Here is a 26,059-nt window from a genome sequence, read left to right on the forward strand (position 1 = left end):
GAAGAAGCAATGGGCAGTCTGCTAGTCTAAACGTGCCAAGCGCACGCTAGGCCATCCGATAAGCAGTTATTGCTCATTTAATAATGGGGCGGGCTGGCACACCCACGGCCGTGACACCCGCGGGCAGCTCGCGCACAACTACGGCCCCGGCGCCCACAGTGGTTCCCGCCCCCACACGCACCCCCTGAATAACAGTAGCATTGGTGCCCAGGTACACGCCGGCGCCGAGCCGGGCCGCGCCGCTTATGTTGGCGTGGGGCATCAAGGAGCAAAAGTCTTCCAGCACTGCATCGTGGCCGATAGTGCAGCCCAGGTTAAGGAATACAAACCGCCCTAGGGTGATGTCGCACGTGAGTATGCAGCCCTGCTGGATAATGCAGCCCGCCCCTAGGGCTACCCGCTGCGACGATGCTAGCCGCACTCGCGGGTGCACCAGCGCCGGAAACGCGAGCTGCGGCGACATAAGCCGTGCCACCACCGCGGCGCGACTGGCGCTACTGCCCACCGCCACGGCCACAGCCAGCGGCTCGGAGGTTTGGTTGAGGTCGTGGGCGGTGCCTAGGTAGGGGAGGCCTGCTATAGTAGGCGTGGCGGGTGGCTGGTCGTCGTAAAAGCCACGCACGTCCCAGCCTGCCCCGGCCTCGTTGAGTTGATGTAGAAGCACCAGCACCTCGCGCCCCAGCCCACCCGCCCCAAAAATAACGAGGGGCTGCGGAGCCACAGCCGGCCGCTCGCTGGGGTGGTAGTCAGAAAAAAATAGCTGCGTCATGGCGGCTGGCAAAAGAAAGGGGCGCCAGTGGCCCCGCCACTGGGCAGCTAAGCTACCACGATGGTTTCGCCGTGCTGGCTGGTATCGAGGCCATGCGCCTCGTTTTCAGCATTTACCCGGATGGGCACAATCAGGTTCGTAATCTGATAAAGTATCCACGAGCCCCCAAAGGTAAAGACCCCCACGATAAGCAGCGTAAGCAGGTGGTAGCCCAGCAGCGCCGGCCCGCCGCCCGTAAACAAGCCGCCCTTTTGTGCAAACAGCGCCGTGGCCAGCATGCCCACGATGCCACCCACGCCGTGGCACGGAAATACATCGAGGGTATCGTCGAGGGTTGTGCGGTTTTTGAGGATAACGGCCCCAAAGCTCACCCCCGATGCCAGGATGCCAATAGCCAGCGCTGGCCCGTAGCTCACGTAGCCCGCCGCCGGCGTAATAGCCACCAGCCCCACCACAGCCCCAATGGCCGTGCCCATGGCCGAGGGCCGGTGCCCCCGGGCCGACTCTAGTAGCATCCAGGTGAGCATAGCTGCCGCCGAGGCGAGGTGCGTGGTGAAGAAAGCCTGCACCGCCGTGGTATTAGCCCCAAAAGCCGAGCCTGCGTTGAAGCCAAACCAGCCAAACCACAGTAGGCCGGTGCCTAAGATAACAAAAGGCACATTTACAGGCACGTGGGCGTGGCCATCGAGGTGCACTCGGCGCCGGCCAATGGAGATGGCCCCCGCCAGCGCCGCAAAACCCGCTGAGATGTGCACTACCGTGCCGCCCGCAAAGTCGAGCACGCCCCATTTGGCCAGGAAGCCGTCGGGGTGCCAGGCCCAATGCGCCAGCGGGCAGTAGATGAGGATGCTAAACAAGCACATGAAAATGAGGTAGCCCCAAAACCGGATGCGCTCGGCAAAGCCGCCACTGATGAGCGCCGGCGTGATAATAGCAAACTTGAGCTGAAATGCGGCAAACAGCACGAGTGGCATGGCCGCGCCCAGGCGCGGGTGCGGCGCCGTGCCCACGTTGTTGAACATGAAGAACGTGCGTGGGTCACCAATCACGCCCCCAATATCATCGCCGAAGGCTAGCGAGAAGCCTACCACATACCACAGCACCGAAATGATACCTAGGGCAATAAAGCTCTGCAACATGGTCGAGATAACGTTGCGCCGACTCACCATGCCCCCATAAAAAAACGCCAGTCCCGGCGTCATAAAAAGTACCAGGCCCGAGGCCGTAAGCATCCAGGCAATATCAGCTGGTTGGAAGGCATTAGGCGCTGCCTCGGGGTGGTGGTGAGGCAAAAAAGCGGCGGCTGCGGCCAGTGCCAGTAGTAAGACTAATGATAAACGAGCTAACAGTACTTTGCGCGGCATAAATGCAGGTTTTATCAAAATGACCTGCGCGAAGATAGGGGATGTCTCTATTTTTACACGTAATTATCTAAAATAAGCCTGTTTTATGAATGGTAGTGCCGCGTATTAAGTAGTTAATGGTTGCCCTAGGTGTTATTTTAAGAGGAGCTTAGATAAAAATGTCAGCAACCCAACGTAATACTTTAAGGTACTAGCAGACACAGCGCATTTTTCTCACCAAACCGCTGTGCTACAGCAATGACTCATAAAACAAAATGGTTGGTACTGGCTCCGACGGGGCTGTTGGTAGTGGGAGCTGGCGCGTGCCTCATTACGTGGGCCGGCGGCCTGAAGGAAAAAGGAGCTCCTACTAAGAAATGGGTGAGTGCAGGCACGCTTGCCCTCGTTGTTTTCAATGCGGGCCTGAGCTTGTTTGGCAATGGCGTAAGCGAAAGCGTGCTATACCAGCTAAAGGAGAAACCTGCGGCGCAGTAGACGGGCTTTTGCTTTCTAGGTGGTCTCGGCTCCGTGCGAAGAAATGCCTCAACTACACAAGTTGAGCTTGTGAGATAAGCGTAGTCTAACCCCACAAAAAAAGCCCCGGCGCAGGCCGGGGCTTTTTTTGTTAGGCTATTAGCGAGAACCTATTCGGTTTTGGCTTCCATTTTCTCGGTGCCCTCTACAGTCTTATTGCCTACTTTTTGAGTAGTGCGCTTCACTGCACGGGTACCTTTTTTAGCACCTTTCTTAATGCCACGGCCAGCCTTTTTGGCTACGTTGCCAGCAGCGTCGGCCGTGTTTTCAAGGGCTTGACCTACGTTGGTTTTGCCGGTTTTAGTAACAACTTTTTTCGTGCCGTTGTCGCGCACCTTTACTTCCGTTTCGGGAGTTTGGGCAAACGAGGCAGTGGTGAAAGCACAGGCGGCGAGGAGCAGAATTGCGTTTTTCATGGTTGAGGGGGAGGTAGAATTGTAGTTCTTGGGCCTTTTACGCGGCCCTTTACCTAGGGTTGTCCAGGGCTAACAGATGAGGTTAAACCTATTTAATCTAGGAATACTCAAAGCTCATGCCAAACCTCTTCTTAGCCCGGCAGCAGCAGCGAGCTATCGCCGTAGCTCAGGAAACGGTAGCCGTGCGCCAGGGCGTGGTCGTACACCGCGCGCCAGCCAGGACCTAGCAAAGCGCTCACTAGCAGCAGCAACGTGCTTTCGGGTTGGTGAAAATTGGTAATCAGCCCCTGCACCAGCCGAAACTGGTAGCCCGGCGCAATAAGCAGCCGCGTGCTGGCCTCTAATGTATCGGAGCCCTGCTGCTCTAGATAATCTAGCAACGCTTGCAGGGCCTGCTCGGGTGCTACATCCGGAGCATCTTCATAGGGCTGCCACTGCGCCACGGCCAGCGCAGGCGGGTTGGGCTGCCGCACTAGGCCGGCCCCGAGCCAGTATAGACTTTCGAGGGTGCGCAGGCTGGTAGTGCCCACCGCAATAACTGGGTGGGGCCGGTGCGCCAGCAGCTGTCGCAGCAGGCTGGCCTGCACAATAATAGGCTCGGCGTGCATGGGGTGGTCGGCCATGGTCTCGGCCTTCACGGGTTGAAACGTGCCGGCGCCTACGTGCAGCGTTACTTGGCCTAGGGCCGTGCCGCGCTGGGTTAGCTCCTGCAGTAGCTCGGGGGTGAAATGCAGGCCAGCCGTGGGGGCAGCCACAGCGCCCTCGTGGGCGGCGTACACGGTTTGGTAGCGCACGGCATCGGTGGCGGTGTCGGGGCGGTGCAGGTAGGGCGGCAGCGGCAAGTGGCCAGCCGCGCGCAGCACCTCGGCAAAAGGCAAGGAGGCTGGCTCCCAGCGAAAATCAATGAGGCTTTCACCACTTTCTTCTACGGCCTGGCGCTCGGCCCACAGCGTGGCGGGCTGGCCAGCAAACGAAAACTCCAGCGTAACGGGACCGTCCTTCCAGCGGCGGCCATTACCCACGAGGCAGCGCCACGTGGCGGCGCCCGTTTGCTGCAGGGCCGGCTCAAGGGCGCGGTGCGGCGCTACGGGTTCGAGGCAAAATAGCTCGACCGCGCCGCCTGTGGGGCGCTTGGCCAGCAGCCGGGCCCGCACCACCTGGGTGTCGTTGAAGATGAGCAGCGTATGGGGTGGCAGCTCGCCGGGGAGGTCGCGAAAGGTTTTGTCGGTGATGGTGCCCGCCCGGCTCACCAGCAGGCGGCTGGCGGCGCGGTCGGGCAGCGGCTCGGGCGCGATGCGGGCCGCGGGCAGGTCATAGTGAAAATCATGAATGCGGAGCTGCTGCGGGGAAAGCATAGAAAGAGTAAGGGAAGAATAGAAAATGAGTACAAAGGTCGGGCGGCGCACGACGCTTTACGGCGTGTGGGGGCCGATGTCAGCAACTTCGGGTCTTACTTGCGACTTCATCCGGTGCCCATTATGCGTTCGTTTTGCCTTTTTCTACTTGGTTTGCCGTTGCTTGCCCAGGCAGTGGCCCCGCCCGCCCACCCCTATGCCGACGCCACCCGCCGGCGCATTGCCACTGCCCAGGACGAGCGCAGAACGACTGAGCTGCTGCCTTTTCTCACCGATAAAAACCCCACTTACCGCGGCGCTGCGGCAGAGGCCCTAGGGTCGGTGCAAGACCCGAAGGCGGTGCCCGCGCTGTTGCCGCTGCTGCGTGATGCCGCGCCCACCGTGCGCCGTGCCGCTGCCTACGCCCTCGGCCAAACCGGCGACAGCACCGCCGTGCCCGCCCTAGGTCAGCGCCTAGCCCAGCCTGAGCCTAATGCCCTTGCCCGCCGCGCTACCTACGAGGCTTTGGGACGCTGCGTGACCAAGCACTCGGTCAGTCAGTTGTGGATCATCAAGGTGCCCGGCACGGATAGTGCTGCCGCGCCCGGTCGTGCCTGGGGCTTGTATCGGGCCGCCCTGCGCGGCTTGGCCCCGGCTGAGGCGGTGAGCCAAGCTACCAAGCTTCTAGGTCAGAAAAACCAAGTGCTGGCGGCCCGTACGGGTGCTTCGGCAGCGCTCACGCGTATGCGAGGCCAAGACTCTACACTAGTGCGAGTGGCGCTGCCGACGCTGCTGAAAGGATTGAGTTCGGACCCGAATTATTTCGTGCGTGCCAACTGTGCCACGGCTCTAGGTAGGGTGGCGCGGCCGGTAGCGTATGCAGCCTTAGCGAAAGCGTCCACCACCGATGCCGACCACCGGGTACGCATTGCGGCACTGCGGGCATTGCCCGTAGCTAATAGCTCCTTGGTAGGCAATAGCCTTACTCCCTTGGTTGTAATGCGACAGGCTTTGCGGCGGCCTTTGGCACAGGAGAGCCTGACTGGTGCAGAAGGGATGCTAAAAGTGCCTTTCGATACAGTCAAAGCGGGGGCTGATTATCTATCTTATTTAGTAGGTGTTCGTCACTTCCGCGCCCGCGCCACGTTGCTGCAAGCTGTTCTTCGACACGTGCCCGCCACTCAGCGCCCAGTCATCGCCGACACCATTCGCCGCCGCTACGAGCGCACGCCCAACCAATACGAAAAAGCGGCCCTTCTTACAGCCCTAGGGGAGGACCCGGCGCAGTTTGACTTCGTAGCGAAGGAGGCAGCCTTGACTACTGGCCCGCCCGTAGTGCCCGGCACTGCCCTAGGTACCCTGGTAGCAATGCGCGCCAATAAAAGATTCCCTACTACTCGCCAAGCCGATTTTACGGCGGCGCTACGGCGGGCGCTGGCCGGTGGCGACGAGGCACAACTCAGTACCGCCGCCGAGGCAATGGCCGACCCCAAGCTGGTGCCCGCGCCCCAGCCCGAAGATGTGGCTGCTCTGCGCCAAGCCCGTGATAAACTAACGCTGCCTCGCGAAATAGAGCCTTGGATAGCACTGCAGCAAGCTCTAGATAAGCTTGAAAAAGTGGCAACTCCCACGCCAATTCCGCGGGGCACGGCCGGGCAGCATCCCATCGATTGGGCTGTGGTGCAAAGCGTGCCGGTGGGCCAGCGTGTGCGCCTGATTACTACGCAGGGCCCCATTGAGCTGGAACTGAAAGTAGTGGAGTCGCCGGGCGCGGTGGCCAGCTTCGTGAGCTTGGTGCGGCAGCACTTCTACGACGGGCTGTATTTCCACCGGGTGGTGCCCAACTTCATGGTGCAGGGCGGCGACCCGCGCGGCGATGGCTCGGGCAGCACGCCCTACACCCTGCGCTCGGAGCTGGCCCAGCTCACCTACGGGGCGGGCGCCGTGGGACTGGCCTCGGCTGGCAAAGACACAGAAAGCTGCCAGTTCTTCGTTACCCACCTACCTACCCCGCACCTCGATGGCCGCTACCCGATTTTTGCCCAGGTAGTGCGTGGCCTCGACGTGGTGCAGCGCCTCGACATCGGCGACCGCATCACCACTATCGCGCTGCTGCCCGCTGGGGCATCGGCGACTGCTCTTCCTTCTAAGAAATGAAAAAAACTTGGCTGCTGGCCGTGCTCGTGCTGGCCGTATTAACCGACCTCGTGCTCACGTATGTGCAGTATAGCAACTTGATTCTTGATGGGGACCTAGCCGCTATTGTGGTGCCGCGCGCCGACTATGCGCCGGTGCTGCACGACCCTTTTGGCTGGTCGATGCTAACTACTGGTGGCTGGTACTCGGCACCCAATCGGTTTTTCTCGCACATCACGCTGCGCGAGTATTGCCTGCGCGCGCCGCTCTTGCTGCAGGCTTTTACTACTCCTATCAACAGCGTGTACATGGCCTTGGCTCTGTGCAGCGTGAGCGTGCAGGCGCTGCTGCTTTATGTGCTAGGGTGGTACGCCACTGGTAGTCGGCGCCTAAGCAACTGGCGCTTGTGGCTGGCAATGGCCCTAATGACACCTTTCTTTCAAACGACGGGCTACAATGGGCAGATGTCGATAGTAGATACATCCTTTACCTACACCTTCTTCTACGCCCTGCCGCTGCTGGTGCTGCTGGTGCTGCTGTGGCCGCTATACCGGGCGGCCGGCCAGCGGCAGCCCTTGCGCGTGGGGGGCGTGCAGCTAGTAGCTATGCTGCTGCTAATAGTAGTGTTAGCCTTTAGCGGGCCTATCATTGCGGGGGTGGTGCTGGTGCTACTGCTGGGCGTAGGCCTGCATGCAGTCCGCCAGCGCTGGCCGCAGCCTGCGGCCTATTGGCTCAAGAACCTGCCCGGCCAGGCCGGGCTGCTGTGGGGTTGGCTAGGTGCGCTGTGTCTCTACTCGCTCTACATTGGCCGGCACAATACCGAGAACCTAATGGCTACGCTGCCGCTAGGGCAGCGCTACCAGCTGGTGCCCCTAGGCATTTGGGACGAGCTCACGAGCAAGCTAGGGCTGCCGCTGTTGGTACTGGGCTGTCTGGCCAATGTGCAGCTCATTCGCCGCCAGCTGCCGCCTACAGCCGAGGGGCAGCGCATTGTGCAGGTGCTGCGCTACCTAGGGTGGTTTGCGTTGGTTTACATTGCCTTGCTGCCGCTGGGCGGCTACCGCGACTACCGGCCGCTCATTCTGCGGCACGACTCTATTGTGCCTATTACGCTAGGGTTGGTTGGCTTCTATGCGCTCTCTAGCTGCTACTTGCTACAGCAGTTGCGCGGCAAGTCGGTACGGTGGTATGCCGCCGCCGTGGTACTGGTAGCGTTCATTTTTACGAACGCTGACCGCCGGCTCATCCCTAATAACAACAACAGCCGCGAGCGCCAGGCGCTGGCCCTGCTTTCCCAGGCGGGCAGCGCGCCGGTCGTGCGCTTACCCCAGGAGTGTACCGTTATGTCGTGGTCGCCTATTGTCCGGCCCTACGAGTCGCTCACCAATGCCGAGTTGCTCAAGCACTGGGGTATTACCAAAGGCCACACTATGTATTACTACCCAGCGCAATGAGCAAAGCCTAGGAAACATAAGGTGCTAGAAACAAGTGAGTAATGCACTTGCGCTTAACCCGATGGGGCCGCTAGCCGTTGCTACTAGCCTTTCGCTTACTGTTGTCGCTATGCCTGCCCTTTCCCTTCTCGCCCTGCACCAAGTTGGTTTTTACCTAGAGCGCTTGCAAGACCTCGCGGTGCTCTACGTGCCCAAGCTGCTCTCGGCCATCGTGATGCTGATAGTAGGCTGGTGGCTTATCGGCTGGGGCAGCCGCCTGGTGGCTGCCGCCACGGCGCGGCTCGATGTGTCGCTCAGCTCGTTTCTCACCAGCATGTTCAGCATCGCCCTCAAGGTGTTGCTGCTCATGTCGGCGGCGGGCATGGTGGGCTTCGAAACCACGTCGTTTGTAGCCATTGTGGGGGCCGCAGGCTTGGCCGTAGGTTTGGCGCTGCAAGGCACGCTGGCCAACTTCGCGGGTGGGGTATTGATTCTGATATTCAAGCCCTTCACCGTCGGCGACGTTATTGAGAGCCAGGGCCGCACCGGCACGGTGCAGGCCATCCAGATTTTCAATACCATCCTGCTCACGCCCCAGGGCGATACGGCCATTTTGCCCAACGGCGCCACCTCCAACGGCGTTATCGTCAACAAAGCCCACCCGCAGCGAACACTAGTCGATATCCAATTGGAGCTAGACAGCAGCACAGACTTCGACGCCCTGCGCCAGCAGGTGCTGCCCCTGCTGGGCCACGACAATGAGGTGCCCGATGCCCCCGCCCCGCAGGTGGTGCTCGTTGCCCTCAAACCCGGCGCCACCATGACGGTAGCCTTCCGCGCCTACGCGCAGCCCGGCCAGGAAGAAAACCTGCGCAACCACCTCATGGAGCGCTTGCAGCAGTGGTTTGCGCAGAAGCCCTTGGCCGATACCGCGCCCGGCAAGTAGACCTAGGCGGTGCTACACCGGCACCACTACCACCTTCTTAGTATCGAAAAATTCCTCCTCGTAAAAATCCTTCAGGTCGATAACCTGCGCTACGAGGCCGCTTTCGGCGATTTCCTCCCCTAGGTCGCCCCCTTTGAGGTAGTACAGCCCCGCGCCCGCGGCCGGGTGCTTTTTATAGCTGTGCATAATCCAGGGGTGAAACGCGGCCAGGCGAGCCACGGCCCGGCTCACCACAAAGTCGAACTTCTCGGATACTTGCTCGGCGCGGGTTTGGGTGGCCGTGACATTGGCGAGGCCCAGCGCGCCGGCCATAAACTGTACGGCCTTAATCTTTTTGCCGATGCTATCGACCAAGTGAAACTTCACCTCCGGGAACATGATGGCCAGCGGCAAACCCGGTAGCCCGCCGCCCGTGCCCACGTCGAGCACCGCGCTGCCCGCTGGAAACTGCACCACCTTGGCAATGCCCAGCGAGTGCAGAATGTGGCGTTCCACTAGGTTGTCGGTATCGGTGCGGGCCACGAGGTTTATCTGCGCATTCCAGGCTTTAAACTCCTTTTCGAGCTCTGCAAACTGCTGGCGCTGCTGCGGCGTGAGCTGTGGAAAATATTTAGTGAGTAGGGACATAAAAAACGTGTGTCATTGCGAGAAGAAACGACGAAGCAACCTCTCCTTCGCGTCAACTAGCGTTCGCAAACGCCAGCGACATGCAAAGGAAAGGTTGCTTCGTGGTTCCTCCTCGCAATGACAGGCAAGGAGAGTGGTAGGAGCTTAATAATTAAATAAACTCTTTTTTGTCCTTCACCATGTCGAAGAGAAGCTCGCGGGCGCGGTGCAGCTGGGCTTTCACGGTGCCGAGGGGGGCTTTCAGCTCGGTGGCGATTTCCTCGTAGCTGAGCTCGTCGAAGTAGCGCAGGCTCACGAGGCGCTGGTACTTGTCGGGCAGGCGCGACACCACATGGCGCATGATTTCGATTTTCTGATTCTTAATCGTCGTGTCAGCCGGGTTGAGGTCGTTGTCGCGAAACTCCAGCTGAATCTCGTCGCCGTCGCCCATTTTCACGGCCGAGTCAATGCTCATCGTCTTGATTTTATTCTTGCGAATAAAGTCGATGCAGTTGTTGGTGGCGATGCGAAACAGCCAAGTGCTAAACGCAAACTCGGGGTTAAACTTGTGCAGGTTACGGAAGGCCTTGGCGAAGGCCTCGATGGTGAGGTCCTCGGCGTCGTCGGGGTTGCGCACCATTTTGAGCACGACGTGAAACACCGGCTTTTTGTAAATCTGCATCAGCTCGGCATAGGCCTTTTCGTCGCCGTTGTCCACGGCGGCGCGGATGAGTTTGAAGTCATGCCGGGCTTTAGACGAAAACTGTTTCTGAATATCAGCGGGGTTTACTTCCATTGGAGCGGGCGGCGCACCAAGAGCGAAAAGCCCCAGGCGCAATAAAAAGCGAGGTACAGAAAATCAACGAAGGGCAGCGTAGCTGCTGGCAGCACTTGCCCGAGGCGGCGAGCCAGTGGTATATAAGCCAGTAGTAGCAGCAATGTTCGAGCCAGCCACAATCCTCCCAAAGATATAATATTTTCGGAGGAAAGTGAAACTGCCAATACGGCCGGCGTCAGCAAGTAAAAAAGGACATTGCTGCCCATAAATATAGCGAGCCGAAAGCGGTCGGGGGACCGGTAGCGGCTGCCGGCCGAGAGGTGACGCCGCTTTTGGCGCCACCAGCCCGCCCAAGTACGGGCGGGCTCGCTCAAGGTTTGGGCGGCGGGGTCGACTACCACTGCCACGCGGGCACCTAGGGCCACGGCATCCTGCACTAGCAGGTCATCATCGCCGCTTAGGCGCCGAATATGGCTAGCGAAGCCCTTGGTAGCCTGAAAAATACGGCGGGTGTAGGCTAAGTTGCGGCCCACGCCCATGTAGGGCCGGCCGGCCCAGGCTAGCCCTAGGTACTGCGCCGCCGTGAGCAGCGTTTCGTAGCGAATGAGCTGGTTGAGTAGGCCAGGCTCTTCGACATAGCCCGAAAAGCCGAGCACTATGTCGGCCCCGTTTTTTTGGCTGAAGCCGCGCTGCATCAGGCGCAGCCAGTCGTAGGTGACAGGACGGCAGTCGGCGTCAGTAAATAGCATCCGCTCATAGCGGGCAGTCTTGATGCCGAGCGTAAGCGCGTACTTCTTGGGCGAAAAGCCAGCTGGCGTGTGCGTCACCGTCACGAGCCGAAAGCGCCCGGGATAATACTGGGCCAGTTGCTGGGCGTAGAACTCGGTTTCGTCGTGGCTGCGGTCGTTGATGAGTACTAGCTCGAAACCCGCCGGGTACTCTTGCTTGAGCAAGATGGGCACCAGCTCGCGCAAGTTGTCAAGCTCGTTGTGGGCGCACAGAATGAGCGAAACCGGCTCATGGTCGGGGCCTGGCTCATCGCCCTCGGCCTCGGCAGGCCGCTGCGTAAACGGCCGAAAATACCGCGCCCAATACCAGAGCTGCACGAGTAGCAGCGGCAACAAGATAAGCGACGGCGGGAGCGGGGGTAGCGGGGGTAACGACACAGTACTAGGGTGCAAAGGTACGGCCGGGGCCGGCCCAGTGTTGGCCTTAACTTGCCGAATAAGCAGCCCGCCTATCCGAAGTACCTTTGTAGCAGTGCCGCGGGCCTAGCGCCGCGCCGGAACTATCTGCCGCGCCCGGCCAGTTGCCCGGCCTTCGGCCCAGTGCTTTTTTGACCATGACTTTTGACCTCCTCGCCCAAGACCCGGGCTCCAAGGCCCGCGCCGGGCTGCTCACGACCGCGCACGGTACCATCGAAACGCCCATCTTTATGCCCGTGGGCACGGCCGGCACCGTGAAGGCCGTGGGCCAGCGCGAGCTCAAGCAAGATGTGCAGGCCCAGATTATCCTAGGTAACACCTACCACCTCTACCTGCGCCCAGGCCTCGATGTGCTGCAAGCGGCGGGTGGCCTGCACAAATTCAACGGCTGGGACCGGCCCATCCTAACTGATAGTGGTGGCTACCAAGTATTTTCGCTGAGCGGTACCCGCAAGATTAAGGAAGAGGGTGTCACCTTTCGCTCGCACATCGACGGGAGCAAGCACTTGTTTTCGCCCGAGGGCGTGATGGACATCCAGCGCCGCATCGGGGCCGACATCATCATGGCCTTCGACGAGTGCACGCCCTGGCCCTGCGAGTATGACTACGCTCGCCGCTCTCTGGACATGACGCATCGCTGGCTCAAGCGCTGCATCCAGCGCCTCGACACCACCGAGCCGCTCTACGGCTACGAGCAAAATCTCTTCCCCATCGTACAGGGCAGCACCTTCAAGGACCTGCGTAAGCAGTCGGCCGAGTTCATCGCCGAGCAGGGCCGCGCCGGCAACGCTATCGGCGGCCTGAGCGTGGGAGAACCGGCCGAGCTGATGTATGAGATGACCGAGCTGGTTTGCGACATCTTACCCCACGATAAGCCGCGCTACCTCATGGGTGTGGGCACGCCAGCCAATATCCTCGAAAACATTGCCCTAGGGGTCGATATGTTCGACTGCGTAATGCCAACCCGCAATGCCCGCAATGGCATGCTCTTCACAACCCAAGGCATTATTAACGTGACCAATAAGAAGTGGGAGATGGACTTCTCACCCATTGACGAAACCTTAGGTGGCCACGCCAGCACGTTTTACACCAAGGCGTATATGCGCCACTTGTTCCAGGCCAAGGAAATGCTCGGCGCGCAAATTGCTTCGGCGCATAACCTCACTTTTTATCTGTGGCTGGTGAAGGAAGCACGCAAGCAAATCGTGGCCGGCACGTTTGCAGCGTGGAAGCCGGGCATGGTGGAGAAACTGATGCAACGCCTATAACCGCAGATTATAGCGGATTTAACGGATTTCGCAGATGACGCCCGCCTACGGCGGGCTGGCTATGCTTTTATAAGTGTTGCAGATGGATATTATGGATGCGGTTTTTGAGGATTGGGTGTATGCGGACCAGTTCGTAAGCGTTAGGGTGGAGGAGCCGGGCGCTGCCTACGGGGTAGACTTGGCAGCTTACACACCTTTTACGCACCGGGCTATTGGCTGCGCCATGCGGGTGCACAGCATCTTGGGTGCGGGCTTTCCAGAGATAATTTATCAGCGAGCGCTGGCTATCGAGTTGGAGCGAGAAGGGATGCAAGCGCAGCGCGAGGTCGAAACGCCCATCTACTTCCGGGGGCAGCAAATTGGCAGCCGCCGAGTCGACTTTATGGTAGAAGGCCCGCAGCCTGAAAAGCCCATTTTGCTAGAATTAAAAGCAACAACCGACCTCGCAGATATTCATTTTGCTCAAGTCATTAATTACCTAGAAGCCTACTGCCTGCATGTGGGCCTGCTCCTAAACTTCGGTGGGGCCTCTCTGCAATACCGCCGCTTCATCAAGTCTACTTTCCATACCTAAGCCGCTCCCGCATACGTTCCGCCTAAGCCCCACCTAATCAGCCCGCCGTAGGCGGGCGTCATCTGCGAAATCCGTTAAATCCGCTATAATCTGCGATTTATGAAATTGCTCGATAAATACATCATCGTCAAGTTTCTCACCGCGTTTTTCTTCACGGTGGTAATGCTGGTGTCGGTGATTTGCGTGATTGACTACACCGAGAAAAACGACGACTTTATTCACCACAACCTGTCGTTTGGGCACGTTTTCACGCACTATTACATCTACCTGTTTCCGTATTTCGCCAACCTGCTCTCGCCGATTACTATCTTCCTGGCGGTGGTATTTGTGACGGCGAAGCTGGCGGCGCGCACCGAGATAGTGGCCATGCTGGCGAGCGGCATGAGCTTTGGGCGCCTGCTGGTGCCCTACCTCATGGGGGCCACCATTATCGGGGCGCTCACGTTTGGGCTGGTGGGCTGGGTTATTCCGAAGGCTACTAAAGAGATAGTGTTGTTCGAGTCGCTGCACGTGAAAGAGCCCTGGCGCTTTGAAGGGCGCAACGTGCACATGAAAATCGGGCCCAAAAGCTACGTGTACCTCGAAAGCTATAGTAGCAGCAGCAACACGGGCTACCACTTTGCGCTCGAAACCATCGACGGCACCGTGCTGCGCCGCCGCATGACGGCCGACAACCTAAGCTGGGACAGCACTAAGCACGTCTGGAAAATGTCGCAGCAGCTGGTGCGCTCGTTTCGGGGCAACCAAGACGAAGCGCTGCAAACCATCCCGGCCCGCGACACCACGCTGAACCTCTACCCGAAGGACTTCGCCAACACCTACCGCCTTGCCGAAACCCTGACCTCGCCCGAGCTAGACGCGCTGATTGATAATAAAATATTACGCGGCGCCGACGACACTGACCAGTACTTGAGCGTGAAGTTTGAGCGCTATGCTTACCCGTTTGATATTCTCATTCTCACCTTCATCGGCGTGGTTTTGAGCGCTCGCAAGAGCCGCGGCGGCGTAGGCGGGCAAATTGCGCTGGGCTTCGTGCTAGCATTCATTTTTATCATCTTCGTGATGCTGAGTCGCAACCTGGCGCAGGTAGGCAGCATGCCACCGCTGCTAGCGGCCTGGTTTCCGGGCATGGTGTTTTCGGCTATTGGGCTGGTGCTCTATCGCTTTGTACCAAAGTAGTTTTGATGCCTCGTGCATAGTGCTTGGTGCTTGGGTTCTATGTGTAGTGTACAGGTAAGTCTGTGTATACCAACCTAAGCACCAAGTACTAGGCACTAAGCACTATGTTAAAAGACTACCTTAAGCTCCATTTTATCGTCTTGCTCTGGGGCTTCACGGCCATCCTGGGCAAGCTGCTGACCGTGCCGCCCGTCGAGCTGGTATTCTGGCGTACAGCCTTGGCCACCATTGGGTTGGCGGGGCTGCTGGTAGTGCGGCGCACGGGCTGGCGCGTGGCGCCGGCCGAGGCCTTGAAATTGCTGGGCGTGGGCGCGCTGGTGGCGGCGCACTGGATTACCTTTTTCCTGGCCGCGCGCCTTTCCTCAGTGAGCGTGTGCCTGGCGGGCCTGGCCACGTTGGCGTTGTGGACCTCGCTGCTCGAGCCCCTGCTGCTGTGGCGCCGCGTGCGCCCCTACGAGGTGGGCCTAGGGCTGCTGGCGATGGTGGGGCTGTACCTCATTTCGCAGGCCGAGTTTACGCAGCTCACCGGCTTGCTGGTGGCGGTGGCGTCGGCAGGATTGTCGGCACTGTTCAGTGTGCTCAATTCGCAGCTGGTCAAGCGCCACGCGCCAGTCCGGCTCACTTTCTACGAGATGGCCGGCGCTTGCCTGAGCATCGCATTATTCTTCCCGGTTTACAGCCGCTACTTCACTCAGGGGCAGGGCCTGCACCTGGCGCTGCACGGCCTCGACTGGCTGTGGCTGCTACTGCTGGCGGGCGTGTGCACGGTGTATGCCTTCTCTTCTTCGGTCGAGCTGATGAAGCGAATCTCGGCTTTTGTCGTGAACCTGACCATCAACCTAGAGCCGGTCTACGGCATCGTGCTCGCCCAAATCATGTTTGTGCTGGGCGTGCCGGGCTTTGGGCAAGAGAAAATGTCGGGCGGCTTTTACCTAGGTACCATTTTAATTCTGGCCAGCGTGCTGGTGCACCCCGTGCTCGACCAGCGGAACCAGCGCCGCTTGCGCAAGCAGGCTGCTGAAGCCATCGCTTAAGAGACGTAGGTGCGCCGGATAGCTTGAGCTATCAGCTTTTACAGCAGCCCGCGCCACACCAAATACTCGCTCGGCCAAGGCAATGCGGGCGCCTCCGCCGCGCCCGGAAATAGCCCATACACCGCCGAGCCCGAGCCCGAAAGGCTAGCGTAGGCTGCGCCCGCGGCGTAGAGCTGCGCTTTGATGTCGGCCAGCACCGGGTAGGTCGGCGCCAGCGACGCCTCGAAATCATTGCTGACCGTGTCGCGCCAAGTGCTTATTGGCAGACCTAGGGCCTCGCGCAGAGGTACCTTAGGTGCCTGTGGCACGATGCCCGCAAAGGCCTGCGCCGTGCTGATGTGCAGGCCCGGGTACACCACCACGCAGGGCGTGCCGCGTAGGTCGAGGGCTAGGGGCTCAAACACGTCGCCTCTCTCCAACGCCAGGCAGGGCTTGTTCTGAATAAAAAACGCGCAGTCGGCACCTAGGCGGCGGGCGTAGTTTTCGAGTTGAGTCACGCTGAGATTTAGCCCAAACACATCAGCTAGCGCGCGCAGCGCAAACGCCGCATCGGCCGAGCCACCGCCTAGGCCCGCGCCTATGGGCACTAGCTTGTGCAGATGCAATTGGGCAAAAGGTAATTCTGGGAAATCTGCTTTAAGCAGCTCGTAGGCCTTGACGCACAAGTTGGTAGCTGCCTCGCCCGGAATGGGCCGGCCCGTGAGCGTGAGGCTGGTGCCGGCCTGGCCCTTGGGGGCGGGCAGCACTTCGAGCACATCGGTCCAGGGCAGGGGCAGAAATACGGTTTCGAGGGCGTGGTAGCCATCGGGCCGCTTGGCCGTCACGTACAGACCTAGGTTGAGCTTGGCATTGGGGAAGGTGAGCACGGGCAATGGTAAATTTGAGGGGCGAAGCCTGGGCCGGAGCGTAGCGTATGCTCCTGACCCGGCGCTGGCCCGCCTGCTATGTCGTTTATTTCTACGCTTTCGATAATGCCCGGCCAGCCGGTGGCCGAAGTAGCCGCCGCGCTGCGCGCCACCCTAGGCGCGGCAAAAGTAGTGCACCTGCAAGGCCTGGCCGCCGCCCGGCCCGCGGCCGACTGGCCGGCGTTTTACGACGCCCTCACCGAGGCTACCGGCCAATGCCTGCACCTCGACGAAAACTACGCCCTAGGTAGCGTGCGCACCGGCGAAAAGTGGATAGAGGTGCGCTACGACGCCGCCATCCCTGACGATGCGGCCTACCGCTTCAGCAAAAACGCCCAGCCCCTGCACACCGACGAGTCGTACCTCAGCGAGCCGGCCGATGTCATGTTTATGCATTGCCTAGTGCAGGCCCCCGCCGGCGGCGAAACCACTTTTGTAGATGCCGATGTGTTGTGGCAGCAGCTGCAACTGCACGTGCCCACCTTGGCAGCGCAACTGCTAGGCCGCCCTGTGTGCTTCGCCAAAGCCGGCGATTCGCGCACGCTGCCCATCATTGCGCAGACGCCCGCTGGCCTGCGCCTCAACTGGAACTACCACTGCGTAGACCCCGCCGAAACCACCGAAAACCACGCGCTGGCGCAGCAGTTTCGAGAGTTCCTCTTGACGCATATCAACGATACCGCCGCTGAAGTGGCCATTCAGCTAGCGCCCGGCGAGGCCGTAGCGTGGTGGGATGACCAGGTGCTGCACGGCCGCCGCGCCTTCCGGGCCGTGGCTACCAACGACCGATTTTTGCTGAAAAGTGGCTTCCGGCTTGCGGCCGATGTATGAGGCCATCAAGCGTGCGCTCGACCTAGGGGCGGCTGCGCTGGGCCTAGTGCTGCTGCTGCCGGTGCTGCTGCTGGTGGCGGGTGGCGCCTGGCTGGGCGGGTTGCGCCCGGTGCTATTCAGGCAGTGGCGCACGGGCTACCGCGAGCGGCCGTTTCAGCTGCTGAAATTCTGCACCATGACCCAGCAGCGCGACGCGGCCGGCGAGCTTTTGCCCGACGCCCAGCGCCTTACCGCCCTAGGTAGCTGGCTGCGGCGCACCAGCCTCGATGAGCTGCCCCAACTCTGGAACGTGCTGCGCGGCGACCTGAGCTTGGTCGGCCCGCGGCCGTTCATTCATGAATACTTGCCCCTGTACTCGGCGGCCCAAAAAGTGCGCTTCACGGTACGCCCCGGCATCACGGGCTGGGCGCAGGTAAACGGGCGCAACGCTATCTCGTGGGAAGAAAAATTTGCCTATGATGCGTGGTACGTCGAGCACCGCAGCCTAGGGCTCGACTTACGCATTTTGTGGCGCACGGCCGGGCGGGTGCTGGGGCGGCGGGGCGTTGTAGCAGCGGGCGAGGCCACCATGCCCGCCTTCCGGGGTAGCCAGGGTGTGGGGCCTACCTAGGCGGGTACCTGGTAGCGGGCGGCCCACTCGGCGGCCAGCGCCGGCAGCCGCGCTGAGCCATCGGTGAGCCAGTCGAGGGCCGAGGCTACGTCGGCAAAGTAGTGCGAGCTGAAGCGGATGGCTGGCTGTACCAAGTCGTGGAGGGCGTCGATGGCCAGCTGATTGTGCACGCGGTGGCTGTCAATAATCAGCACAAGCCGCTCGAGAGCTAGCGCCACTAGGCCCGGCATCCAGTGGGTGCCCAGCCACTCTTGGTCGGCTAGTGGCAAATCTGGAACGGTGTTCATGTCAAGCAGCAAATGGCGCACTTCTAGTTGCTGCAGCAGCGCCAGCACTTGCTGCGCGCTTGTGCGGAACAGGCGCGAATCGCTCAAGGATACCCATTCCAGTAGCATCACGTGAAAAGCTGCGTCGTGCTGAAGACAGAAGTTAGGGATGTGGCGAATAATCACAACGAACAGGGCACTAGCGCCCGCCACGAAGATAAGGCACTCAATACTACTAATCGTCAGATAAGCTGGTTAATAACAAAATTATAGTACTGATGTACAAAGTTATGTGTTTGAAAGCTGGTAAATATTTATATAACGCTCCACTAGCATTAAGGCAGATGCAAGGTGAGATAGCAGCACCACTGTCCATTACTGGACACATCGCCCACTACTGGACACAGGTGCAGCTAAATAAAATAAACGGTATTGATGCAAGTTATTTAATGTGAGTGAATTATGCGTCTGGCATGGCGCTTGGCTTAGTAAGTAGCAACCCGCTACCTACTTGCCCGATTATGGACAGAGCTATTTCGACCACCACCCAGCGCCGCCGCCAACTACGCACCTGGCTGCTTGGCCTAGGTGCCCTGGCAGCCGCGCTGGCCGCGGCGCTGGGCTTGCGTGCAGTGCTGCAACCCAGCCTGCGCCGGGCCGACATCCTCACGGCCCGCGTCGAAACGGGCGACGTGGACGCGACGCTCACGGCGGCGGGCACCGTTATTCCGGCCCGCGAGGCAGTGCTAGTGAGTCCCATTCAGAGCACCATTCGGCGGGTGGCGCTGGCGGTGGGCGCGCGAGTGCAGCCCGGCCAAACCATCGTGGAACTCGACAAAGACCTCGCCGCCTCGGCCCTGGCCAAGCTCGACGACGAGCAGCTGCGCAATCAAAATAAGAATGCCCAGCTCCAGCTCTCGCTGGCGCGCAGCCTCACCGACCTGCAAGCCCAGCAGCAGGCGCAAGACCTGAAAGTAAGCAGCTTGCAATCGGCTCTGCGCGATGAGCAGCACTTGCTCGGCATTGGGGGCGGCACCGCCGAGGCCGTGCGCCAGGCCGAACTAAACCTGCGCACCGCCCGCCTCGAAGCCGAGCGCCTGCGCCACCAGCTGGCCAACCAGCGCCAAGCCAGCGCCGCCGACCGCCGCGAGCTGAGCTTTACGGTGTCAATGCAGCAGCGAAGTATTGCGGAGCAAGCTGGCAAGCTGCGCCAAGCCGACATCAGCAGCCCGCAGCCTGGCGTGCTGACGTGGGTAAACGACAACCTAGGCGCTACCGTGCAGGCCGGCGATGCGCTGGCCCGCGTGGCCGACCTCAGCCGCTACCGGGTGCGCGCCACCCTGGCCGATACCTACGCCGACCAACTGCACCCCGGCGACGCCGTGCTAGTGCGCCTAGGTCCCGGCACCGACCTGCGCGGCACGGTAGCCAGCATCAGCCCCGCCGTGGACAAAGGCACGGTGACTTTCTACGCTACCCTCGCCAACGACCATCACCCCGGCCTGCGGGCCAATCTGCGGGCTGATGTCTTCGTGATAACCCGCGCCCACCGCGCCGTGCCGCGCCTCAAGAATGGCCCCTTCTACCAGGGCGGACAAGAGCAGCCAGTGTTTGTGCTGAGTGGCGGCCGGGCCGTGCGCCGGGTAGCACGCTTCGGCGACAGCAACACCGACTATGTGCAGGTGCTGAGTGGCCTGGCAGTAGGGGAGGAGGTAATAGTATCGGAGATGAAGAACCACCTGGACACGCCAGCGCTGCAGGTGGAGTGAGTGATAGCGTGAGACCCCACGAGACCCCTATGGGGCCGCCCCTTCTCCGCTTAATGCGCGGATTAATGCGCGGATTAATGCGCGGATTAATGCGCGGAATCCTCCGGGAGAGGGGGAGCCTGAAGATTATTCATGTAAATGCTTATCAATCGTGCTTTTTTTGCTACTCACCTTTCTTCGAAAAAAAGCCGCCTGTCAGTCATCTGGCACCCCTCTCCCGGAGGGGAGGGGCGGCCCCATAGGGGTCTCGTGGGGTATCGCGGCTGGGTTGCTTTCACTAGCGATAGCGGCCCCCGCCCAAACCCTGACCCTTCCCGCGCTCATTGAGCAAACCCTAGCTACTTCGGCTGCCAGCCTGCAAGCCCGCGCCGCCCGCGAAGGTGGCTACTGGGCCTACCGCGCCTACCAGGCCAACTACCGCCCGCAGCTGACGCTGGCCGGCACAGTGCCCAATTTCAACCGCGCCATCATCCCGGTGGTGCAACCCGATGGCACCACCGAGTTTCAGAGCGTGCGCTATAATAACTCGCTGCTGGGGGTGGGCCTGAGCCAAAATATTGGCCTCACGGGCGGGCAAGTCGTCATTGGCTCACAGGTGCAGCGCTTCGATGACTTTGCCCGCAGCGAGAAGCGCTATAACAACCAGCCCTTTACCCTAGGTCTCACGCAGCCTCTGGGCTACTTCAATGCTCTGCGCTGGAACCGCCGCATTGCGCCGCTGCTCTACCAGGAAAGCCAGCGCCAGTACCTCGAAGACCGCGAAGCCCTGGCCCAGCGCGTAACCGAGCTGTACTTCGACGTACTGTTGCAGCAGGTAAACGCCACCGTGGCTGGCCAGAATGCCCAGGCCACCGCCGAGCTGCTGCGCGTGGGCCGCGAGAAATACGCTCTAGGTCGCCTGTCGCAGAGCGATTTGGTGCAGTTGGAGCTGAATCTGCTCGACGCCCAGCAGGCCCAGGTGCAGGCCCGCCTCGATGCCGAGCGCGCCGCCGTGAGTTTGCGCACCTACTGCGCCCTACCCGGCCTGGCCGAAACCCCGCCGCTGGCCGTGCCCACGCCCGCGCCCGCCCTGGCCGTGGTGCCCACCGAGGCCCTAAGCCAGGCTCGCCAGCACCGGGCCGCGCCGCTAGCCTTCCAGCGGCAGCAGCTGCAAGCGGCCCGCGACGTAGCCCAGGCGCGGGGTACCACCGGCTTCCTGGCCACCCTCACCGCCAACCTCGGCTACGTGAACCAAGCGCCCTACCTGCTCGACAGCTACCGGGCGCTGCAAAACCAGCAGCAGGTATCGTTGGCCTTTTCGCTGCCGCTCGTGGACTGGGGCCGCCGTCGCGCTACCGTGCGCACCGCCGAGCTGGCCCGCGACCAAACCCAGGCCGCCGTGACCCAAGACGAGCGCGCCTTCGAGCAAACCGTGCTCACGCAGGCGGCCCAGGTGCCCGCCCTAGCTGGGCAAGCCAGCCTGGCCGCCCGCGCCGATACGCTGGCCCAGCGCCGCTACGCCATCACCCGCGCCACCTACGAGGCCGGTCGCCTCTCGCTCACCGACCTCACGCTGGCCTCGGCGGCCAAAGACCTCGCGCGGCGCAGCTACATCCTGGCGTTGCGGGCCGGGTGGGTGGCCCACTACCGGCTGCGCGGGCTCACTTTATTTGACTTCGAAACCGGGCAGCCGCTGGCTGCCGAGTAGCTGCTTTTATACGATTGTCAGGCTGACGAAGGAAGCATATTGGCCGCTTCATTAGCCTGAAAACTATTTCGCCAAGATGCTTCCTTCGTCAGCATGACAGACGATTTTAACGCGCTTTTTATGCAGTCAACTTCCACCACCTCCCCCGTCATCCGCCTCGCCGACATCGAGAAGGTCTACCAAACCCGCACCATCGAAACCGTGGCGCTTAGCCAAGTCAACCTCACCATCAACCGGGGCGAGTTTGTGTCGGTAATGGGTCCCAGCGGCTGTGGCAAATCGACTTTGCTCAGCCTCATGGGCCTGCTCGACGAGCCTAGCTCGGGCACTATCGAGATTGACGGCCGGCCCGTGACCTCGTATTCTGATAAAGAGCTGGCCGGGTTGCGCAACCACAAAATCGGTTTTGTCTTCCAGAGCTACCACCTCATCAACGACCTGTCGGTGCTCGACAACGTGGAAATGCCCCTGCTCTACCGGCCCAGTATCGGGGGCAGCGAGCGCCGCCGCCGGGCCCTGGAGGCCCTCGACAAAGTGGGCCTAAACGCCCGCACCAAGCACTTCCCGGCTCAGCTCTCGGGCGGGCAGCGGCAGCGCGTAGCCATTGCCCGCGCCCTGGCCGGCCAGCCCGAAATCATCTTGGCCGACGAGCCCACCGGCAACTTAGACTCGGTAATGGGCGAGGAAATCATGGAACTGCTCCTAGGTCTCAATCGAGAGCAGGGAACCACCCTCGTGATGGTGACGCACGACGAGCAGCAGGCGCTGAAAACCCAGCGATTGATACGGTTTTTCGACGGCCGGCAGGTAGCGTGATTCAATGAGCAATCAACAATGAGCAAGGTGCAGGCCGCAAAACGCCTGGCTAGTCAGTTCATTAGGTATTGCTCCTGCTTATTGCCCGCTGCTCATTGCTCACTGTTAACTGCTCATTGCTCTCATGTTCCTTTCCTACCTCAAACTCGCTTGGCGCGGCTGGCAGCGGCGCAAGTTTTTTACCGGCATTAGCCTGTTTGGTATCAGCTTCACCTTGATGATGCTGGTAGTGGTGTACGCCCTTTTCGACCACGCTGTGGGGGCGCGGTCCCCCGAGCGGCGTACCGACCGACTGCTGTTCGTCAACCGTATGGTTCTAAAAGGGCCGGGCACGCAAAGCAGCTCGGCGCTGGGCTACGATTTTTTGCAGCGCCACGTGCGCTCGCTACGCACGCCGCAAGCTGTGGCTGTGAGTGAAGCTTTCCCCATCAATATCGCCCTATACGTGGGCCAGCAGGTGGTGAAGGCCGACCGCCGCTACACCGACGCCGCCCTGTGGCAGGTGCTCGACTTTGACTTCGTGGCCGGGCGGGCCTACAACGCCGCCGAGGTGCGCGACGCCGCTCACGTCATCGTGCTTAATGCCACCGTGGCCCGGCGTTGCTTTGGCTCGGAGGCTGCCGCCGTGGGCCAGGCCGTGCAGTTCAATGGTCAGCCCTACCGAGTGCTGGGTGTGGTGGCCGACGTGCCCACCGCCCGCGAATTGAACTACGCCGAGTGCTGGCTGCCCGTGACTACCACCGCCGACGACCTGCGCCGCCCCGGCTACCTAGGCGAGTACCAGGCTACCCTCCTGGCTCGCAGTGCGGCCGACGTGCCCGCGGTGCAGGCCGAGTATCAGCAGGTGCTGGCCCGCCTGCCCATTCCTGAAAAAGAATACAAGGAAATCAATTCCTACGCCCGCACGCTGCTAGCCCACTACATGGCCAACCACAACAACGACGCCGGGCAAGACGGCGACGCCGCCCGCTTCTGGCGGCAATGGCTGGCCCTAGGGCTGCTCTTTATGCTGCTGCCCGCTCTCAACCTAGTTAACATCAACGTGAGCCGCACCTTGGAGCGAGCCGCCGAGATAGGCGTGCGCAAGGCCTTCGGGGCCACGGCCGGGCGGCTGGCCGGGCAATTTCTAGTTGAAAACCTACTGCTGACTTTGCTAGGTGGGCTGCTGGGGCTGGCCCTGGCCGCCGCTGTGCTGCACCTGCTCAACGACAGCCACTTCATCCCCTACGCCCAGCTGGCCCTGAGCGGGCGCGTGTTTGCTCTGGGCCTGGGGCTGGCCCTTGTATTTGGGCTGCTCTCGGGGGCCTACCCGGCCTACAAAATGTCGAAGCTGCCCGCCATCAAAGCCCTTAAAGGCGAGCTAGGAGCCTAGGGTGCCCTAGGCTTCGCTGCTCCTTGCTCACTGTCAATTGCTCCTTAACTTATGCTACGCCACCTGTTTACCCTAATGTGGAACCGCCGCCGGGCCAATGCCCTGCTCATTATAGAGATTTTGCTGGCCTTTGTGGTGCTGTTTGCGGTGGGCACCATCGGGGCGGGCCTGTGGGCCAACTATCGCCAGCCGCTGGGCTTCGAGTACAACCAGGCGTGGCAGGTCAACCTGGCGTTTGGCAGTCAGCCGCGGGCCGAGCGCTTTGGCACCTTGCAGCAGGTGCTAGGCCGGCTGCGCGCCCTGCCCGGCGTGCAGGGCGTGGCCGTGTCGGCGGCCAATACTCCGTTCTCGTTCAACGACAGCCAGATGTCGGTAGAGAAAACCGATGCCCAGGGCCGGGTAGTGCACAGCGCCGAAACGGTAAATATCTTCAACGTCGGCCCCGAACTGCGCCAGGTGATGAACCTGAATATGATGGCCGGCCGCTGGTTTGAGCCCGCAGATGTGGCCCCCAGCGCCCACGGCCCCATCGTGATAGATGAACGGCTGCGGGAGGCATTCTTCCCCAGCAATGAGCAAGCTGTGGGCAAGCTACTCAGCTTCGACAAAAAGCAGTGGCGAGTAGTGGGTGTGATGCAAGCCTACCGCGCCGATGGCGAACTGCAAGACCCTGTGCCTGCCGTGGTGCAGCCGGTGTTTGCGGCTGATACGACTTTTCTGCCCGATGCGCTGCTGCTGCGGGTGGCTGCCGGCAGCGGGGCCGCCCTCGAAAAGCGCCTGACCGATGAAATCCGCCGCATCGGCCCCGGCTGGTCGGCCACAGTGCGCACCCTACCCGAAATGCACGCCAGCCAAGTGAAAACGCTGCTGACCAAGCCCGTGCTGCTAAGTGTGATGAGCATTTTCCTGCTCCTCAACATGGCCCTAGGTCTCTTTGGGGTGCTGTGGCTCAACATCAGCCAGCGCCGCGCCGAGCTGGGTGTGCGCCGGGCGCTGGGGGCCACGGCCGGCGCCATCAGCCGCCTGGTGGTGGGCGAAACGCTGGTGGTTACCACCTTCGGGCTGGTGCTGGGGCTGCTGATAGCCGTGCAGTTTCCGCTGCTCGGGGCCTTCGAGGTGCCGGCCGGGGTGTACCTCACCGCGATGGGACTGGCGGCGGTGGGGCTCTACGGGCTGGCGGCCGTGTGCGCGCTCTATCCTGGCCGGCTGGCGGCGGGCATTCGGCCGGCAGTGGCCCTGCGCGAGGAGTAAAAATGGCGCTAAAAAGCGGGTTGGTGTAAGGCCAGCGCCAGTTGGGATAATATTCTTGGGGCCGGCGGCAACGGCAAACACCTTTGCAACATCTACCAGGGCAGCCAGCTGTACCGCGCCACTAATTATATTTTTTGACCCGTGTAACGGACGCCTGCCCAGCCTGGTACCCTAGGCAAAACCAACCAAGTATTCTCTTCACGCTACCTGTCTTTCTGAGTCATGAAAAACCTTCTGCTCCCCGCCCTGCTCGGCCTCGCTGCCCTCACTACTGCCCAAGCTCAAAACACCCAAACCCGCCAGGTGCCCGCCTTCCAAGCCATCAACGTGGGTACCGGCATCGAGCTGGCCCTCACGGCTGGCCACAGCCAGCGTGTGGAGGTGAGCGCCACCACCGACGAGTACCGCGACCGCATCGAAACCACCGTGAAAGACGGCGTGCTGACGCTGCGCTACAAAAACGAAGATGACAGAAACCGCCGCAACGACCGCACCAACAAGCGCCTGCGCGTAGCCGTGACGGCCGACGAACTCACGGCTCTTACGGCAGGTAGCGGCTCATCGGTGCGCACTTCGGGCGACTTCGATGCGGCTGAGTTCCGGCTCGATGTGTCGTCGGGGGCCAGTGTGCAGGCCGACTTAGCCACTACTACCCTCACCGTGCGCCAAAGCAGCGGCAGCTCGGCTACGCTCAGCGGCCGCGCCACCAGCCTCGACGTGCAAAGCAGCAGCGGCGCCAGCATGGATGCCCCCAAGCTGCAGGCCGACCATTGCCGCGCCGAAGCCAGCAGCGGTAGCTCCATCACGGTGGCCGTGAAAGACGACCTCGTGGCCCAGGCCAGCAGCGGCGGCAGCATCAGCTACAAAGGCTCGCCACAGCTCACCAAGCGCATCAGCAGCGGCGGCAGCGTAAGCGGCCGGTGAGTACGTTTGTCCTTGCGAGCGTAGCGAAACTATCGCACCTAGGCGGCTATGTTGCCCGGGTGCGATGGTTTCG

25 protein-coding genes are annotated in these 26,059 nt (G+C 61.1%); 16 read left to right on the forward strand and 9 right to left on the reverse strand.

Annotated elements, in window-relative coordinates; all coding sequences use genetic code 11:
* Positions 1–73: 73 nt before the first annotated feature.
* On the reverse strand, positions 74–769 hold the full coding sequence (locus JAO77_RS09820) for an acetyltransferase (RefSeq protein ID WP_198990176.1): 696 nt from the start codon (positions 767–769) through the stop codon (positions 74–76).
* Between the two features lie 47 nt (positions 770–816).
* Positions 817–2,133, reverse strand: coding sequence for an ammonium transporter (locus JAO77_RS09825; RefSeq protein ID WP_198990177.1), 1,317 nt, complete (start codon positions 2,131–2,133; stop codon positions 817–819).
* 237 nt (positions 2,134–2,370) lie between these two features.
* Between JAO77_RS09825 and JAO77_RS09830 the strand changes: the two genes are divergently transcribed.
* The gene (locus tag JAO77_RS09830) at positions 2,371–2,607 is read left to right on the forward strand and encodes a hypothetical protein (RefSeq protein ID WP_198990178.1); all 237 of its coding nucleotides are present in this window, start codon (positions 2,371–2,373) and stop codon (positions 2,605–2,607) included.
* A gap of 149 nt (positions 2,608–2,756) precedes the next feature.
* Here JAO77_RS09830 and JAO77_RS09835 read toward each other — a convergent pair whose 3' ends face one another.
* Together JAO77_RS09835 and JAO77_RS09840 are read right to left on the reverse strand one after the other, a co-directional pair.
* A complete protein-coding gene (locus JAO77_RS09835; protein ID WP_198990179.1) occupies positions 2,757–3,062 on the reverse strand; it encodes a hypothetical protein in 306 nt (101 codons plus the stop codon).
* Between the two features lie 131 nt (positions 3,063–3,193).
* Complete coding sequence (locus JAO77_RS09840; RefSeq protein ID WP_198990180.1) at positions 3,194–4,417, reverse strand: S-adenosylmethionine:tRNA ribosyltransferase-isomerase; 1,224 nt, start codon at positions 4,415–4,417, stop codon at positions 3,194–3,196.
* 153 nt (positions 4,418–4,570) lie between these two features.
* Between JAO77_RS09840 and JAO77_RS09845 the strand changes: the two genes are divergently transcribed.
* From JAO77_RS09845 to JAO77_RS09855, 3 genes are all read left to right on the forward strand, one after another.
* Positions 4,571–6,553 (forward strand): peptidylprolyl isomerase, encoded by a 1,983-nt coding sequence (locus JAO77_RS09845; protein ID WP_198990181.1) that lies wholly within the window; start codon positions 4,571–4,573, stop codon positions 6,551–6,553.
* Positions 6,550–7,986 (forward strand): hypothetical protein, encoded by a 1,437-nt coding sequence (locus tag JAO77_RS09850; RefSeq protein WP_198990182.1) that lies wholly within the window; start codon positions 6,550–6,552, stop codon positions 7,984–7,986. The genes JAO77_RS09845 and JAO77_RS09850 overlap by 4 nt, the downstream gene beginning before the upstream one ends.
* A 109-nt stretch (positions 7,987–8,095) precedes the next feature.
* Positions 8,096–8,911 carry a mechanosensitive ion channel family protein gene (locus JAO77_RS09855; protein WP_198990183.1) on the forward strand — a complete coding sequence of 272 codons (816 nt, stop codon included), beginning with the start codon at positions 8,096–8,098 and terminating at the stop codon, positions 8,909–8,911.
* A gap of 12 nt (positions 8,912–8,923) precedes the next feature.
* Here JAO77_RS09855 and rsmG read toward each other — a convergent pair whose 3' ends face one another.
* From rsmG to JAO77_RS09870, 3 genes are all read right to left on the reverse strand, one after another.
* Positions 8,924–9,538, reverse strand: coding sequence for a 16S rRNA (guanine(527)-N(7))-methyltransferase RsmG (gene rsmG / locus JAO77_RS09860; protein ID WP_198990184.1), 615 nt, complete (start codon positions 9,536–9,538; stop codon positions 8,924–8,926).
* 151 nt (positions 9,539–9,689) lie between these two features.
* Positions 9,690–10,313 (reverse strand): RNA polymerase sigma factor, encoded by a 624-nt coding sequence (locus tag JAO77_RS09865; RefSeq protein WP_144852004.1) that lies wholly within the window; start codon positions 10,311–10,313, stop codon positions 9,690–9,692.
* On the reverse strand, positions 10,304–11,461 hold the full coding sequence (locus JAO77_RS09870) for a glycosyltransferase (RefSeq protein ID WP_198990185.1): 1,158 nt from the start codon (positions 11,459–11,461) through the stop codon (positions 10,304–10,306). Before JAO77_RS09870 ends, JAO77_RS09865 begins: the two co-directional genes overlap by 10 nt.
* A gap of 176 nt (positions 11,462–11,637) precedes the next feature.
* On the opposite strand from JAO77_RS09870, the gene tgt reads away from it, so the two are divergent.
* The 4 genes from tgt (at position 11,638) to JAO77_RS09890 (ending at position 15,555) form a co-directional block, all read left to right on the forward strand.
* Positions 11,638–12,768: a tRNA guanosine(34) transglycosylase Tgt gene (tgt, locus tag JAO77_RS09875; RefSeq protein ID WP_198990186.1), complete on the forward strand. Its 1,131-nt coding sequence runs from the start codon at positions 11,638–11,640 to the stop codon at positions 12,766–12,768.
* An 82-nt stretch (positions 12,769–12,850) separates the two neighbouring features.
* Positions 12,851–13,342: a GxxExxY protein gene (locus JAO77_RS09880; RefSeq protein ID WP_235998339.1), complete on the forward strand. Its 492-nt coding sequence runs from the start codon at positions 12,851–12,853 to the stop codon at positions 13,340–13,342.
* A 99-nt stretch (positions 13,343–13,441) separates the two neighbouring features.
* Positions 13,442–14,521 carry an LptF/LptG family permease gene (locus JAO77_RS09885; protein ID WP_198990187.1) on the forward strand — a complete coding sequence of 360 codons (1,080 nt, stop codon included), beginning with the start codon at positions 13,442–13,444 and terminating at the stop codon, positions 14,519–14,521.
* 104 nt (positions 14,522–14,625) lie between these two features.
* Positions 14,626–15,555, forward strand: a complete 930-nt coding sequence (locus JAO77_RS09890) for a DMT family transporter (RefSeq protein WP_198990188.1) — start codon at positions 14,626–14,628, stop codon at positions 15,553–15,555.
* A 38-nt stretch (positions 15,556–15,593) separates the two neighbouring features.
* Here the strand turns inward: JAO77_RS09890 and ispE are convergent, their stop codons facing one another.
* Positions 15,594–16,421 (reverse strand): 4-(cytidine 5'-diphospho)-2-C-methyl-D-erythritol kinase, encoded by an 828-nt coding sequence (gene ispE / locus JAO77_RS09895; RefSeq protein ID WP_198990189.1) that lies wholly within the window; start codon positions 16,419–16,421, stop codon positions 15,594–15,596.
* A 78-nt stretch (positions 16,422–16,499) separates the two neighbouring features.
* Between ispE and JAO77_RS09900 the strand changes: the two genes are divergently transcribed.
* Complete coding sequence (locus JAO77_RS09900; protein WP_198990190.1) at positions 16,500–17,291, forward strand: TauD/TfdA family dioxygenase; 792 nt, start codon at positions 16,500–16,502, stop codon at positions 17,289–17,291.
* Complete coding sequence (locus JAO77_RS09905) at positions 17,263–17,901, forward strand: sugar transferase (RefSeq protein WP_370550011.1); 639 nt, start codon at positions 17,263–17,265, stop codon at positions 17,899–17,901. The genes JAO77_RS09900 and JAO77_RS09905 overlap by 29 nt, the downstream gene beginning before the upstream one ends.
* Here the strand turns inward: JAO77_RS09905 and JAO77_RS09910 are convergent.
* Entirely contained in the window at positions 17,898–18,353 is a 456-nt protein-coding gene (locus JAO77_RS09910; RefSeq protein WP_198990191.1) for a hypothetical protein, read from the reverse strand. The two genes, JAO77_RS09905 and JAO77_RS09910, sit on opposite strands and share 4 nt — an antisense overlap.
* 335 nt (positions 18,354–18,688) lie before the next feature.
* Between JAO77_RS09910 and JAO77_RS09915 the strand changes: the two genes are divergently transcribed.
* The 6 genes from JAO77_RS09915 (at position 18,689) to JAO77_RS09940 (ending at position 25,986) form a co-directional block, all read left to right on the forward strand.
* On the forward strand, positions 18,689–19,936 hold the full coding sequence (locus JAO77_RS09915) for an efflux RND transporter periplasmic adaptor subunit (RefSeq protein WP_198990192.1): 1,248 nt from the start codon (positions 18,689–18,691) through the stop codon (positions 19,934–19,936).
* Between the two features lie 268 nt (positions 19,937–20,204).
* On the forward strand, positions 20,205–21,623 hold the full coding sequence (locus tag JAO77_RS09920) for a TolC family protein (protein WP_198990193.1): 1,419 nt from the start codon (positions 20,205–20,207) through the stop codon (positions 21,621–21,623).
* 120 nt (positions 21,624–21,743) lie between these two features.
* The gene (locus JAO77_RS09925) at positions 21,744–22,439 is read left to right on the forward strand and encodes an ABC transporter ATP-binding protein (RefSeq protein ID WP_198990194.1); all 696 of its coding nucleotides are present in this window, start codon (positions 21,744–21,746) and stop codon (positions 22,437–22,439) included.
* Positions 22,440–22,563: 124 nt separating this feature from the next.
* A complete protein-coding gene (locus JAO77_RS09930; RefSeq protein ID WP_198990195.1) occupies positions 22,564–23,811 on the forward strand; it encodes an ABC transporter permease in 1,248 nt (415 codons plus the stop codon).
* 51 nt (positions 23,812–23,862) lie between these two features.
* Complete coding sequence (locus tag JAO77_RS09935; RefSeq protein WP_198990196.1) at positions 23,863–25,062, forward strand: ABC transporter permease; 1,200 nt, start codon at positions 23,863–23,865, stop codon at positions 25,060–25,062.
* A gap of 222 nt (positions 25,063–25,284) precedes the next feature.
* Entirely contained in the window at positions 25,285–25,986 is a 702-nt protein-coding gene (locus JAO77_RS09940; RefSeq protein ID WP_198990197.1) for a head GIN domain-containing protein, read from the forward strand.
* Positions 25,987–26,059 lie beyond the last annotated feature (73 nt).

It is taken from the genome of Hymenobacter sp. BT559, from assembly GCF_016427535.1.
GTDB lineage: Bacteria > Bacteroidota > Bacteroidia > Cytophagales > Hymenobacteraceae > Hymenobacter.